This is a genomic window from Cryomorphaceae bacterium (assembly GCA_007695365.1).
Classification (GTDB): domain Bacteria; phylum Bacteroidota; class Bacteroidia; order Flavobacteriales_D; family SKUL01; genus SKUL01.
On sequence record REDV01000063.1, the window covers coordinates 1 to 13,249 of the forward strand.

12 protein-coding genes and 1 tRNA gene are annotated in these 13,249 nt (G+C 49.7%); 8 read left to right on the forward strand and 5 right to left on the reverse strand.

Annotation, left to right across the window (positions count from 1 at the left end; genetic code table 11):
* Positions 1 to 447 precede the first annotated feature (447 nt).
* On the forward strand, positions 448 to 1,977 hold the full coding sequence (dgt, locus tag EA392_04175) for a dNTP triphosphohydrolase (protein ID TVR40248.1): 1,530 nt from the start codon (positions 448 to 450) through the stop codon (positions 1,975 to 1,977).
* Positions 1,978 to 2,051: 74 nt separating this feature from the next.
* Here dgt and EA392_04180 read toward each other — a convergent pair.
* Positions 2,052 to 2,136, reverse strand: a tRNA-Leu gene (locus EA392_04180).
* Between the two features lie 340 nt (positions 2,137 to 2,476).
* On the opposite strand from EA392_04180, the gene hpt reads away from it, so the two are divergent.
* The 7 genes from hpt (at position 2,477) to EA392_04215 (ending at position 8,790) form a co-directional block, all read left to right on the forward strand.
* On the forward strand, positions 2,477 to 3,016 hold the full coding sequence (gene hpt, locus EA392_04185) for a hypoxanthine phosphoribosyltransferase (GenBank protein ID TVR40249.1): 540 nt from the start codon (positions 2,477 to 2,479) through the stop codon (positions 3,014 to 3,016).
* 9 nt (positions 3,017 to 3,025) lie between these two features.
* Positions 3,026 to 3,598, forward strand: coding sequence for an adenylate kinase (locus EA392_04190; protein TVR40250.1), 573 nt, complete (start codon positions 3,026 to 3,028; stop codon positions 3,596 to 3,598).
* A 15-nt stretch (positions 3,599 to 3,613) separates the two neighbouring features.
* The gene (gene obgE, locus EA392_04195) at positions 3,614 to 4,624 is read left to right on the forward strand and encodes a GTPase ObgE (GenBank protein ID TVR40251.1); all 1,011 of its coding nucleotides are present in this window, start codon (positions 3,614 to 3,616) and stop codon (positions 4,622 to 4,624) included.
* Positions 4,611 to 5,180: a phosphatase PAP2 family protein gene (locus EA392_04200; protein ID TVR40252.1), complete on the forward strand. Its 570-nt coding sequence runs from the start codon at positions 4,611 to 4,613 to the stop codon at positions 5,178 to 5,180. Before obgE ends, EA392_04200 begins: the two co-directional genes overlap by 14 nt.
* Positions 5,144 to 5,542, forward strand: coding sequence for a fluoride efflux transporter CrcB (gene crcB / locus EA392_04205; protein TVR40253.1), 399 nt, complete (start codon positions 5,144 to 5,146; stop codon positions 5,540 to 5,542). Before EA392_04200 ends, crcB begins: the two co-directional genes overlap by 37 nt.
* Positions 5,543 to 5,580: 38 nt before the next feature.
* Complete coding sequence (locus tag EA392_04210) at positions 5,581 to 7,203, forward strand: alkaline phosphatase family protein (protein ID TVR40274.1); 1,623 nt, start codon at positions 5,581 to 5,583, stop codon at positions 7,201 to 7,203.
* Positions 7,204 to 7,374: 171 nt separating this feature from the next.
* On the forward strand, positions 7,375 to 8,790 hold the full coding sequence (locus tag EA392_04215) for a hypothetical protein (protein ID TVR40254.1): 1,416 nt from the start codon (positions 7,375 to 7,377) through the stop codon (positions 8,788 to 8,790).
* 17 nt (positions 8,791 to 8,807) lie between these two features.
* On the opposite strand, the gene EA392_04220 is transcribed toward EA392_04215, so the two are convergent.
* From EA392_04220 to EA392_04235, 4 genes are all read right to left on the reverse strand, one after another.
* Positions 8,808 to 9,980: a sigma-54-dependent Fis family transcriptional regulator gene (locus tag EA392_04220; GenBank protein TVR40255.1), complete on the reverse strand. Its 1,173-nt coding sequence runs from the start codon at positions 9,978 to 9,980 to the stop codon at positions 8,808 to 8,810.
* Between the two features lie 9 nt (positions 9,981 to 9,989).
* The gene (locus EA392_04225) at positions 9,990 to 10,883 is read right to left on the reverse strand and encodes a phosphatase (GenBank protein TVR40256.1); all 894 of its coding nucleotides are present in this window, start codon (positions 10,881 to 10,883) and stop codon (positions 9,990 to 9,992) included.
* 85 nt (positions 10,884 to 10,968) lie between these two features.
* The gene (locus EA392_04230; protein ID TVR40257.1) at positions 10,969 to 12,297 is read right to left on the reverse strand and encodes an ABC transporter permease; all 1,329 of its coding nucleotides are present in this window, start codon (positions 12,295 to 12,297) and stop codon (positions 10,969 to 10,971) included.
* A complete protein-coding gene (locus EA392_04235; protein ID TVR40258.1) occupies positions 12,290 to 13,222 on the reverse strand; it encodes an ATP-binding cassette domain-containing protein in 933 nt (310 codons plus the stop codon). Before EA392_04235 ends, EA392_04230 begins: the two co-directional genes overlap by 8 nt.
* Positions 13,223 to 13,249 lie beyond the last annotated feature (27 nt).

The following is a 13,249-nucleotide window of genomic DNA, read 5'->3' on the forward strand; positions in this document are numbered from 1 at the left end:
GAAAAAGTACCCGGAGCGGGAATCGAACCCGCACGGCCGCAATGGCCACAGGATTGTAGGCTTACGTCTCACAGCAAACGACTGAAAAAATATAAAAGAACACTACAGTCAAATAAGTTCTGTGAAAATTGTTTGACCTGCCTCTATACAACACATCTTACAACGAGATTTGCGCATGGTTTCTTGATGACCGTTGCCGGTCAAGAAGCGAATACAGACATTTAGGCGGGCTAATATCATGTTCCATCGAACTTATCCTTAGTTTTAACCGAGATATCAGTACATTTGCAAAAGAACAAAACGCAGCACTATGGACAAATCAGCTAAAACACTAGAAGCGGTAAGGAATATTGCTATGAAGAAGGCATACTTGCCAAAAGAAATTAAGAAGTATGTTGTCAAATCAAAGAGTGGCGGTAGTCTGACGATTAAGGTGTCAAAAAAGTAATGTCTTTGTCTTTTTACCAAGAACTTGACTATTCTAGAGCACTAGCAGAACCCGAGTCGGATTTAGAGCCAGAATACTACCGCAGCCAGTTTAGTCGAGACTATGCGCGCATATTGCATTCTCCTTCCTTCAGGAGATTACAAGGGAAAACGCAATTATTTCCTGGAATAGAAAATGATTTCTTCAGAAACCGTCTCACACATTCGCTTGAAGTGGCTCAGATTGCGCGAGCGATAACACGACGAATTAATGCGACCTGTAATGTAGGAGTGGATAACACAGGCGAAAAGAAAACTGCACACAAACAGCTTGACATAGATGAAGATTTAGTGTGTTTAGCTGCGTTAGCGCACGACCTCGGGCATCCACCTTTTGGTCATCAGGGCGAAGAAATCTTAGATGAACTGATGGTTGATTACGGAGGCTTTGAGGGGAATGCCCAAACGTTTAGAATATTATCCGTACTGGAAAAGAAGGTCTCTACGGACATAGGACCATCAGTCGACGAAGACCAGAGAATAGGATTGAACCTATGCGCACGGACATTGGCGTCCGTATTGAAATATGACAAGGACATCCCTTTTGACACTCGCTCCAGATTGAAGAGAATGAAGGAGGAAAATGCGAAAAAACGTGCATTAAAAAAAAATATTAGACCTTATAAGGGTTACTATCAATGTGATGCGCGGAGAGTAAATGAAATTAAAGACAAAGTGGACCCATATGGGGTGGCTAAGCCGGGAAAGTTCAAGACAATTGAATGTCAGATAATGGACATTGCAGATGACATAGCATACAGCACATTTGATCTAGAAGACGCATTGAAGGCTAAATTCATAAGCCCGTTAGATTTCCTTTTCCCAAAAGAAGAAATTCGAGAGAAGATAAGAAAAAAAGTGAACGAAGCCTTGGTAAAAGATGGTAGGAGAGGTGATTTGAGTGAAAGAGAAATTCATGAAAAACTCCCAGAATTGTTTGTGCCATTGATGCTACCGCAAGAGCCGTTCGATGAATTAACACAAATTTCTGACGGAACGGAGATGAAAAAAATCTTCAAATATCTTTTTGAAACGTTGTACATCGGTGCCCAAGAAGTGCAAAACAATGGATATCACAGAATGTCTGCAACTTCGGGCTGGATAGGCCGGGCCATCCGTTCAATTGAGTTTGAACCTAATGAAGAAAACTTGGCTCTTTCAACTGTCCGGTTGAGTAGAGACATGCGCATAAAGGTCGAAATATTGAAGCAGTTTACATTTCTCTGGCTGATAGACTCTCCTCGATTAAAAATAGCTGAGTACAGAGGAAAAGAAATTGTGAAAACCATATTTGAATCATTAGAAAAGAAAGGAGTCGGTGAGAAACTACTACCTGCTGACGTTCAAGAAGTGTTATCAAAGATGAAAGAGAAACCCAGTCAACAAAGGGTAATATGTGACTATGTTGCCTCAATGACCGACAGGTACGCTATTGAATTCTATGCACGTCTAAAGTCTGAAAGGCCGGAGACAATTTTCAAACCTTTCTGATAATATTACATTATTGGGCGGGGCACAAAACCAACAACCAAAAAGTCCACTCGTTTATTCGAAAATCCAAAAAGTACCCGGAGCGGGAATCGAACCCGCACGGCCGCAATGGCCACAGGATTTTAAGTCCTGCGTGTCTACCTATTCCACCATCCGGGCAAGAAAGGCGGCCAAAGGTAATATTTTCGGTGTAAAACCATCGGCCGTCGTTGTGCCATTGATGAGACGTTCGCGTTCAAAACTGGTGCGCTCGATAAATAACGAAATGGCAATCTGAGCCTCCCTTGCCCTATGCAAATGTCGGGATGCGCTGTCTGAGGCAAGGCAGACGGTTTAAAAGACTTTAGCGCAAAAAGCGTGAAGCAGGCCCGCCAACTGCAGGCTGCTTCGGCACCTTTCACAGAGATTCTAAATGCGTTTACCAGGGAACCATCGCGCCAGCTCCATCTCCGTGCAACACGGCCAAAAATAACTACCTTCGCAGCCTTAATTCAGCTTCGTGACAAACACCGTACAACTGCACGACCGCACTTTTGCCATTCACATTTCGGACGATGCGATTGAAAAGGCAGTGCGCGAAGTAGCCGCAACCATCAACCGCGACCTCGAAGGATTGAACCCTCTTTTTGTGGGAGTGCTCAACGGCGCATTCATGTTTTTGGGCGACTTGCTCAAGCATGTTCACATTCCGTGTGAAGTGTCGTTTGTAAAGGTGGCCTCCTACGAAGGAACCAGCAGCACCGGTCAGGTGAAGCAACTGGTGGGGCTGAACGAGAATATCAAGGATCGCACAGTGGTGATAGTGGAAGACATTGTTGACACCGGCAACACCATTGAACACCTTGTGGAAAGTCTCAAAACACAGCGTCCGGCCAGTATTCACATATGCACCTTGCTGTTTAAGCCAAAGGCATACACCCGCAACATTCCCATTGAATATGCAGCCCTGCGCGTTCCCAACGATTTCCTGGTGGGTTATGGCCTCGATTACGACGGTTTGGGGCGCAACCTGAAGCACATTTACAAAATCACAGAATAAACCATCGCTATGTTAAACATTGTATTGTTCGGACCTCCCGGTGCAGGAAAAGGCACCCAAAGCGAGAATCTCATCACACGTTACAGTCTTGTGCATCTCAGCACAGGTGATGTTTTTCGTGCCAATATCAAAGGCGGCACCGAGTTGGGTGAGCGCGCAAAAAGCTACATGGACAAAGGCGAGTTGGTTCCCGACGAGGTAACCATCAAGATGCTCGAAAGCGAAGTGGAGAAACACCCCGAGGCCCGTGGGTTTATTTTCGACGGCTTTCCACGTACACGGGCACAGGCTGCGGCACTCGATGCATTTCTCGCATCGCGCAACACTGAAATATCGCTCATGCTAGGGCTGGAAGTGCCGGCCGATGAGCTGAAAAAACGCCTCGCGTTGCGCGCAGCTTCGAGTGGCCGACCCGATGATGCCGACCCCGAAATCATTGCCAACCGTATCGCCGTATATGAGCGTGAAACAGCTCCCGTGGCTGAGTTTTACCGCGAGCAGAATAAATACCACGGTATTGATGGCATCGGTACAATCGAAGAAATATCTGATCGCCTTTACGCTGTGATTGACAGCATCTAAACCCTACAACTGGCCATGTCGGGCGCAAACTTTGTTGACTACGTAAAAATCTGCTGCCGCTCCGGAAAGGGCGGTGCAGGATCTGCCCATCTTCGTCGCGACAGGCTGACCTCACGAGGTGGCCCCGACGGCGGGGATGGTGGGCGCGGCGGTCACATCATTCTGCGCGGAAACAAACAATTGTGGACGCTTCTGCACCTCAAGTACCAGAAGCATGTAATTGCGGGTGCCGGTGAATCTGGTGGCAGAAGCACCTCAACGGGCGCGAGCGGAAAAGACATCATTCTGGAAGTACCTCTCGGAACGGTAGCCCGCGACGCAGAATCCGGCGAGGTGGACGTTGAAATTACCGAAGACGGGCAGGAAGTGGTGCTCGTGGCCGGCGGTCGCGGTGGACTGGGAAACGTTCACTTTAAATCCGCTACGCGTCAAACCCCGCGCTTTGCCCAACCCGGTGAGGACGGGCAAAATATCTGGAAAATACTCGAGCTCAAAGTATTGGCCGACGTAGGTCTGGTAGGTTTTCCCAACGCCGGAAAATCCACCCTGCTCTCAGTGGTATCGGCAGCCAAGCCTGAAATTGCCAACTACCCTTTTACCACGCTTGTTCCTAATCTCGGTATAGTGTCGTATCGCGACCATCGCTCTTTTGTGATGGCCGACATCCCCGGAATCATTGAAGGCGCGCATACGGGCAAAGGCATAGGTCTGCGGTTTCTTCGCCACATTGAACGAAACAGCATTTTGCTTTTCCTTATCCCCGCCGATAGTGAGAACCACCGAAACGAATACGATATCCTGCTGAACGAATTAAAGGAATACAACCCCGAATTGCTCGATAAATCGCGCATCGTTACCATTTCGAAAAGTGATATGCTGGACACGGAGCTGAAGCGCGAAATTTCTGCTACACTAAGCGATCTCCCGCACCTGTATTTTTCGTCGGTGAGCGGCGAGGGAATCACCGAATTGAAGGATTTGATCTGGAAGTCACTCAATCCTCCCGAAAGCAATGGAGTGGCTTAAAGAGCTGGATCAGGCATTGCTCCTGTGGATAAACGGACTGCACAAACCCTGGCTCGACAGCTTGATGTGGGCCTTCAGCGAAAAGCTTACATGGGTACCTTTGTACCTTTGGGTGGCCATCATTGCCTTCAAAAAGTGGGAGTTAAAGCCCTTCGGACTGTTGATTGCCGGAGCGCTTCTCACCGTAGCCCTGACCGATTTGGGCTCGGTGCACTTCTTCAAAAATGTGTTTATGCGCTACCGCCCCTGCCATCATCACGACATTGGTCCGCTGTTGCACATCGTAAACGACCATTGCGGAGGGCTGTACGGGTTTGTGTCTTCGCATGCAGCTAACCATGCGGGCATTGCGGTTTTTCTTTCGCTCACCTTGTTTAAAGGCAATGGCAAGTGGATGACAGCGCTCTTTGGCTGGGCATTTGTGGTTTCGCTGAGCCGTGTGTATCTGGGGGTTCACTACCCTTCTGACATTGCTGCGGGTGCCCTCTTTGGCGCTGCCGTTGCGCTGTTCACCTCCAGATTGTTTACCTTCATGGCCCAAAGACAAAGCACTTGAAAATTCTACTCGCCATATTTATCGGAGGCGGATTGGGCAGCCTGAGCCGTTTTGGCATCAGCAGGTTGGTGGTGCAACTCTCAGACTCTAAGTTTCCGTGGGGAACGCTCAGTGCCAACATTTTGGCTTGCGCCGTGCTTGCGCTGGTTTGGCTGTGGATGGGAAGGGATTTTTACCGATACCCCTTTTGGTCAGCGCTGGCAGTCATTGGATTTTGCGGTGGTTTCAGCACCTTTTCCACTTTCAGCCTCGAAACGCTCTTGCTGCTGGAAAGGCAAATGTACCTGTGGGCCGTTGCAAATGTTCTGGTCAGTGTGGCCTCGTGTTTGTTCGTTCTTTACGCCTTCATGAAATGGGCTTAACCTGCCAGCGAAACGCCTTAGCTTATCTTTACCGCATCATGTTCAGCAAAGTACTTCCCGCCCTTTTTTACGCTCTGTTTGCGATCTCAACAGCGCTTGTTGCTCAAAACGAATCACATCCGAAGCTCGTGATAGGAATGGTGGTAGATCAAATGCGCTACGACTACCTCACCCGGTACGAGGCGCACTATTCCGAAAACGGTTTTAAGCGCATTCTTCGAGATGGATTTGATTGCCGGAACCTGCACTACAACTACGGCCCCACATTTACCGGGCCAGGGCATGCATCCATCTTTACCGGGACCACGCCGCGTTACCATGGCATCATAGCCAATGATTGGTACATGCGCGACGAGGGTCGCACCATGTATTGCTCCGAAGACCGGTCGGTGCGCTCTGTGGGACAACAAAGCCCCAAAGGACAGATGTCGCCGCGCAACATGATTGCCACTACCGTAGCCGATGAGCTGAAACTTCACAGTGCAGGAAGATCCAAAACCATTGCTATTGCCATCAAAGACCGCGGCGCAACCCTTTCCGGAGGCCATACTGCGGACGCGGCCTACTGGATGACCGACCAATGGATTACCAGCTCCTTTTACATGGAATCCCTGCCTCAGTGGGTGCAGGATTTCAACGAAAAAATGATGGACTTTGTGCCCGACGTATGGGAACCCCTCAAACCTATTGAATTATACATAGAAAGCGCACCCGATGACAACCCCTGGGAGCATGCATTTCGCGGCAAAGACAAGCCTGTTTTTCCATACAATCTGAAAGAACTCAAGCAAGAAAACGGTGGAATCAACATGATTAAATCCACTCCATTTGGAAACACCATCACCACCGCCCTGGCCCGTGAAGCCATTCTGAACGAGCAACTCGGGAAAGGTGAAGTAACCGATTTTCTCACAGTGAGTTATTCATCGCCGGATTACCTTGGGCATATGCTCGGTCCTCAAGCTGTGGAAATTCAGGACAACTACATGCGCTTTGATTTGGAATTGGGAGAATTTCTGAACTTCCTGGACGAACAATTCGGAGAGGGTAACTACCTGTTTTTCCTTACTGCCGATCACGGTGGCGGTTGGGTGCCGGCTCAACTGAAGGAACTTGGAGTGCCGGCGGGATACATCTCCGGAAAACTCATTCTCAGTGCCGCAAGAGAGCACATCACCGAACGATTCGGGATTAAGAACGCCATTGACAACTACAGCAATGAGCAGTTCTTCCTGAATTTGGGAGCGATAGAAACGAGCGGACACAGCGCAGCGCAAATAGCCCGCGAGCTGGCCGATTTTGTGCGTCGCTTTGAAGGTATAGCGGAGGCTTATACGGCATGGGATTTTCGCACCCACGAATACACGCAGGGCATGGTGCACCTCATGCAGAACGGCTACAACCACAAGCGCTCCGGCGATGTGATACTTATTACCGAGCCCGCTTGGATGGAATACGGCTCCAAAGGAACCACGCATGGCTCACCGTGGAATTACGACACCCACGTGCCGGCGCTGTTTTTCGGATGGGGTGTAAAACCGGGCCACACCGACGAGCGGCTTTCTATTACTGACATTGCACCCACCGTCTCGTCACTGCTGCGGATTTCTTTTCCGAACGCCGCTACCGGCAAACCCATTCGGGCCATTACCGAGCATTAGTGTCAGTGATACTACTACCCCGTGGTTCTGGATGTTTACACTTTTTGTGTAACCAAAGCATCGCTGAGAAATGCTGCTGATATTACTTTGTATCGAAATACTTAAAGCACCGAACTCCAGTATGAACAGGGTGCTGAACTAAAGCAAGTATAAAAACGTTTGCTCTGTGAAATGAAGGACCTTTCTACATTCGTATCCAACAGGATTTTAACAGCCCTGCTGTTGGGCTTGTGCATAGTTCTTACAGGCGAAGCGGCTGGCCAATACGCTGTGTATTACGCCAACTATCAAGACAGGGAGCGAGACCGCGAGGTGAAGGCCGATGTTTTTTACCCGGCAACGGGTCTCGGAGCCAATGCGCCTCTTCGAGACGGCCCCTACCCTGTGGTGATTGTAGCGCATGCTATGGGCGTGCCGGTGTACTTTTACTCTTACCTGGTACGGAAATTTTGCAACGAAGGCTTTGTGGTGGTGCTGCCCAAAACCGAAATGAGTCTCAGCGCCGATTTCAGGGCCTTTGCCAAAGACATCGCCTTTCTGCCTGATGCGCTGCTGGCCGACAGCAAAAACAGTGAATCTCCCATTTACGGCGGAATTGAGGATTCTTTCGGGTTGATTGGCCACAGCATGGGCGGGAGCTGTTCTATTTTGGCGGCCGCGTGGAGCAATCGCTTCAAGGCTTTGGTAGCCCTCGCCCCGCCCGAGTGGGAGCCATCGCCGGCGGCAGCAGCGACGCAGCTTCAAATCCCCACACTCATTATTACAGGGGGAAGCGACGGTGTAACCTCCTTACAGGAGCATGTAATGCCCATTTACCAGTCTGTTGGCAGCGACTGTAAAAAACTGATGGTCATTCACGGAGGCACGCATTGTGGTTTTTCGAGTCATTTCTGGTTGTGCGAAATGGGCGAAACCATCCTTGCTTCGGTCAAAGAACCCATCCCCAGAAAGGAACAGCATGACGTGGTGAAAACATACGCCATGTACTGGATGCGTGCACACCTGCTCTCCGATTGTGAAGCCATGCCCGCCATGCACAACAAAGCCCTCAACGACAACCGAATTGTGTACACCAATGAATGCCAATCGCGCACATCTCCCTGCCTTATCGAAGAAGGTGACTACCTCATGGTAGAGCCATTTGCGAGTTTAAGAGCCGTGCGGTGGACCATCAACAATGAGCCTGTTTACAGGGAAATGCTCCCGAAAATCAGCACAAATTACGGCAGCGGGGTGTACCAGGCCATTGTTACCCTTGCAAACGGCTGCGAACTGGCCACAGAAGAATGGTGGTTGCACCGAAACAGCACTACTGCCGAAATGGGCGAGCCCCGGTTCAGGCTTTTTAAAGGTGCAGACGCGAAATGGCACGCCGAGCTTTTTGGCGCTGCTTTTCCTTCTGAGTTGATTTTCTTCGATACTTCCGGTAAACAGTTGCTCCGGCAGGAATTAAGCGGCCACCTTACCGACGTGTCACTACCGGATGGATACTCCGGGCTGATGCACTACGCAGTTTCACACCGCTTCAAAACACTGGTGCGAGGTAAGCTGTTGGTGACGCCGGACGCAGTGGTTCAGCAACCTTGATTGAAACCCGTGGGTAACTAGGCCACTGCCGGATTGGCGTAGGTTTTCACGTCGCTGGCAGACACTTCCTTACCGCCCAGTATCAGCAGGCGCTCAATGATGTTGCGCAGTTCGCGAATGTTTCCGGTCCAATTCACTTCCTGCAGCGCTTCGATGGCTTCGGGTGTAAAAGTCTTCTTCAGCAACCCTTGCTCTTCAACCAACTGATCCACAAAATACTCGGTGAGTACCGGTATATCGTCCTTGCGCTCGTTGAGTGACGGAACGTGTATGAGAATCACACTCAAACGATGAAAGAGATCTTCGCGAAACTTGCCATCGCTGATTTCCTTTCGGAGGTCTTTGTTGGTGGCGGCCAGTACGCGCACATTCACGGTAATGTCTTTGTCTCCCCCTACCCGATTGATTCTGTTTTCCTGCAAAGCGCGCAATACCTTGGCCTGGGCCGACAAGCTCATGTCGCCAATCTCATCCAGAAACAACGTGCCTCCATCGGCCTGTTCAAATTTTCCTTTGCGCTGTTTGATGGCAGAGGTAAAGGCGCCCTTTTCGTGACCAAAAAGCTCACTTTCTATAAGTTCAGACGGAATGGCTGCACAGTTTACTTCCACAAAAGGTGCTTCGACGCGCGCACTTTGCTGGTGAATCTGACGGGCTACCAGTTCCTTTCCTGATCCGTTGCCGCCGGTAATCAGCACCCGCGCATCGGAGGGGGCCACCTTGGCAATCATTTCGCGAATGTCTGCTATGGCCTGCGACTCGCCAATAATGTCGAAGCCCTTGCTCTTGTTGATTTTTTTCTTGAGTACCTTGGTTTCCTCAACCAGCGTGGTGCGGTCAAATGCATTCCGCACCGATACCAGTATGCGATTGAGGTCAAATGGCTTTTCGATAAAATCGTAGGCCCCTTTTTTGAGGGCTTCTACGGCAGTCTCAATGTTGCCGTGGCCCGAAATCATGATAACCGGAATGTCATCCTCGCGCTCCAGAATTTTTTCCAACACCTCCAGCCCGTCCATTTTGGGCATCTTGATGTCGCATAGCACGAGGTCGTATTTCTTCTTGTTGAGTTGTTCCAGTCCGGCTTTGCCGTCCTCGGCCTCATCTACGTTGAATTTTTCATACTCAAGCATCTCGCGCAGCGCACTGCGAATGCTTCTTTCGTCGTCAATGATCAGTACTTCGGGCATAACGTGTTTTTACAGGTTTCCTTCGAGTAAATCAAACAGTATTCCTTCTTTCAGCGAATAGGCCGACTGGCGCATACGCGAAACATCGCAACGCGCCATCACAAGGTCTATCATCACCACGGCCATCACAATCAGATCCACCCTGATGCGATGAAGCCCTCTCATTTCCAGTCTTTTTTCCTTACTGGATGTGAGAATCATTTCCTTCACATGGTTGTAATCCGACAATTCAAAGTCATAGAACTTTCGGTCGTCATCCGGCTCGTGCTTATGGAGGTTGATGCAAATCATGTCGGCCAGTGAATCAAACGATCCTGAGGAGCCAACCAGCGTTTTTACACCGTGCACTCGGCAGGCTTCAAAAAGATCAGCCATTTCGTCGGACAGCCTCGTTGTGAGCTTTTCAATCTCATCCCCGGTGATGGGGTCGGAGGGCTTCAGCCATTGAAGCAGACGCGATACGCCAAGACGGTAGCTCTTTTTCCAGAAAATCTCGTCCTGATTGGCAATGATAAACTCGTTGCTACCACCACCTATATCCATAATAAGGCATTTCTCCTGCCCCAGGTCGAGTGAGAGTTTCACGCCTTTGTAAATCATCTGGGCTTCGCGGTCGCCATCAATTACCTCAATGTGCAAATCGAAGAGCTCGGCCACTTTGTCCACAAATTCTTTTCCGTTGGAGGCAGTGCGAAGTGCCGAAGTTCCGAAAGCGTAGGCTTGCTCACAACCCTCGCTTTTAAGCCGGATAATCTGATTTTTAAGCGCCAGCAACCCCCGTTCAAAAGCCTCTTCGGTAATGATGTTGTCGTTGATTCCTCCTTCGCCCAATCGCACCGGTACTTTAGATTGAAAGACGCGCTTGTAATAGCCTTTGTTGCGGTCTACATCGGCAATGAGCATGTTGAAGGTATTGGTTCCGAGGTCTAAAAGCGCTACTCTCACGTCAGATTTTAGTTTTTGCGTTTGTTTTTGAATATGTTAAGCATCAATGCTGAAAGCGAATCCATTTCCAAAGTTCGCGATAATTTACCTTTTTGCCATACATAAGAATTCCGGTTCGGTAAATTTTACCGGCTACCCAGGTGGCCAGCAGAAATCCTCCTACGAGCAGAAGCATACTCAAAACGGCCTCCATAACAGGCACGCCCATGGCTACGCGCACCATCATCACCACCGGCGAGGTTAGCGGAACCAACGAGAAAATAGTGGTTGCTGTTCCTTCGGGGTTGGCCAGCGACATCTCCGCCACGATAAATCCAAAAACCAGAGGAATGGTAATGGGCAGCATAAACTGCTGGGTATCGGCTTCGCTGTCAACGGCTGCACCCACAGCGGCAAAGAGCGCAGCGTAAAGGAGGTATCCCGCGAGGAAGAAAAAGAGGAAGGAGCCGAGCATTACAAACCAGTTGATTTCATAAAAGAACAACTCGAAGTATTTGTTCATGGCTTCCTGCCCGGTGGCTTTGCCCACTTCGGAGGCCACGTCCTGCGTCATTTGCATTTGGGCCATGGCTGCCTGCTCGCCCATATCGGGGAGGAAAACCGCTTGCGCAACAGTAGTAAGCACGCCGGTAAGTACGATCCAAAGCATAAACTGCGTGAGGCCCACCAGCGCAATTCCGATGATTTTGCCCATCATCAGTTCAAAGGGTTTTACCGACGAAATGATGACCTCAACGATGCGGTTGGTTTTCTCTTCGATGACACCACGCATCACCTGCACCCCGTACAAAAAGATGAAGAAGTAAATTACCACAGCGAAGGCAAAGCCCACAATCGCTTTTTCCTGTTTGCGGCTGGCGCGGGTCATGTTGGTAACGTCTACGTCAATCAAATCGAGGCTGGTAGAAATGCTTTTGTAGGTGTCGTAGCTGAGGCCGTGCTCGCGAACTTTTTCCTGCTCAATAATGCGCTCTACCTGCTTACTTATGTTGCTTTTAACCCGCAAACTGGGCTGCTTTTTAGAGACCAGCTCTGCCACAGGATTGGTAACCACCTCCTCGTTCAGTATGAGCATCAACGTAAAAGGGCTTTCCTTAAAATCCTCGTCCGACATGATTTGCGACGCATACTCAAACCTGATGGTTGGCGACTCTTTGAACCGCCCTTCAAATACCCGCATGTTGTTATCGAGCACCGGCGTTTCGTCCACCACCAACACCATGTGCTGGGTGTCGTCTGAAAGCCCGAGGTATATGGCGCCAATCATGAGCCCGGCGATGAGCAACGGACCGAGCAGGGTCATCAGCAGAAATGACTTTTTCTTTACGCGGGTACTGTACTCGCGGCTGATAATGAGTCCGATTTTATTCATGCTCTTCAGCGTTTTCGTTCACAACCTTGATAAAAATGTCGTTCATGGAGGGAATCAGCTCGCGTACCTCTATCACCTCGGTATGCTGAATGGCCACACCGAGCAAGTCGTTGAGCGTTCTGTTGTTGAGCAAGCGAATTTTGCAGCGCACCGCGTCTCCGTCGGGTTGGTTCTCCACCATCTCGAAATCGGTCCACAAGGCATTGGCAAAACCAATCATGTTTCCACGCAGCAGCACTTCAAACATGTTTTCCTTATAGCGGTTGCGCACTTCTCCAACGGGGCCGCTTAATACCTTGCGCGACTTGTTGATAAGGGCAATGTGGTCGCAAATCTCCTCTACTGAGCCCATGTTGTGGGTGGAGAGTATGATGGTGGTTCCTTTCTCTTTCAGCTCCAGAATTTCGGCCTTGATCAGGTTTGCGTTAATAGGATCGAATCCGCTGAAAGGCTCATCGAGAATAAGCAACCGGGGCTCGTGCATCACCGTTGTGATAAACTGAACCTTCTGAGCCATACCCTTGCTGAGTTCCTCTACTTTTTTGTGCCACCAATCACCAATGTTGAACTTATCGAACCAGTATTTCAACCTGTGCAAGGCCTCATTTTTGGTCATGCCTTTTAGCCGGGCCAGATAGAGTGCTTGCTCGCCCACTTTCATCTTTTTGTAAAGACCGCGCTCTTCGGGCAGGTAGCCTATGTTGTGCACATGATGGGGTGCCAGGGGCTCTCCGTTCAGAAATACCTTGCCCTCGTCGGGCCCCGTGATCTGATTGATGATGCGGATAAGCGTGGTTTTACCCGCTCCGTTGGGTCCGAGTAAACCAAACACGCAACCCTGCGGCACCTCAAAGCTCACGTCGTTGAGCGCACGGTGGTTGGCATACTGTTTTACAATGTGTTCTACTTTCAGCATGGTAAGCATTCATTGGCGCTCAAAGGTAGATTGATT

What these genes read in the sequence shown, in the direction of transcription:
- dgt (TVR40248.1), top strand. Translation starts at nt 448, where the DNA reads ATGTCTTTGTCTTTTTACCAAGAACTTGACTATTCTAGAGCACTAGCA.
- EA392_04190 (TVR40250.1), top strand. Translation starts at nt 3,026, where the DNA reads ATGTTAAACATTGTATTGTTCGGACCTCCCGGTGCAGGAAAAGGCACC.
- obgE (TVR40251.1), top strand. Translation starts at nt 3,614, where the DNA reads ATGTCGGGCGCAAACTTTGTTGACTACGTAAAAATCTGCTGCCGCTCC.
- EA392_04200 (TVR40252.1), top strand. Translation starts at nt 4,611, where the DNA reads ATGGAGTGGCTTAAAGAGCTGGATCAGGCATTGCTCCTGTGGATAAAC.
- EA392_04210 (TVR40274.1), top strand. Translation starts at nt 5,581, where the DNA reads ATGTTCAGCAAAGTACTTCCCGCCCTTTTTTACGCTCTGTTTGCGATC.
- EA392_04215 (TVR40254.1), top strand. Translation starts at nt 7,375, where the DNA reads ATGAAGGACCTTTCTACATTCGTATCCAACAGGATTTTAACAGCCCTG.
- EA392_04220 (TVR40255.1), bottom strand. Translation starts at nt 9,980, where the DNA reads ATGCCCGAAGTACTGATCATTGACGACGAAAGAAGCATTCGCAGTGCG.
- EA392_04225 (TVR40256.1), bottom strand. Translation starts at nt 10,883, where the DNA reads ATGCTCATTGCCGATGTAGACCGCAACAAAGGCTATTACAAGCGCGTC.
- EA392_04230 (TVR40257.1), bottom strand. Translation starts at nt 12,297, where the DNA reads ATGAATAAAATCGGACTCATTATCAGCCGCGAGTACAGTACCCGCGTA.
- EA392_04235 (TVR40258.1), bottom strand. Translation starts at nt 13,222, where the DNA reads ATGCTTACCATGCTGAAAGTAGAACACATTGTAAAACAGTATGCCAAC.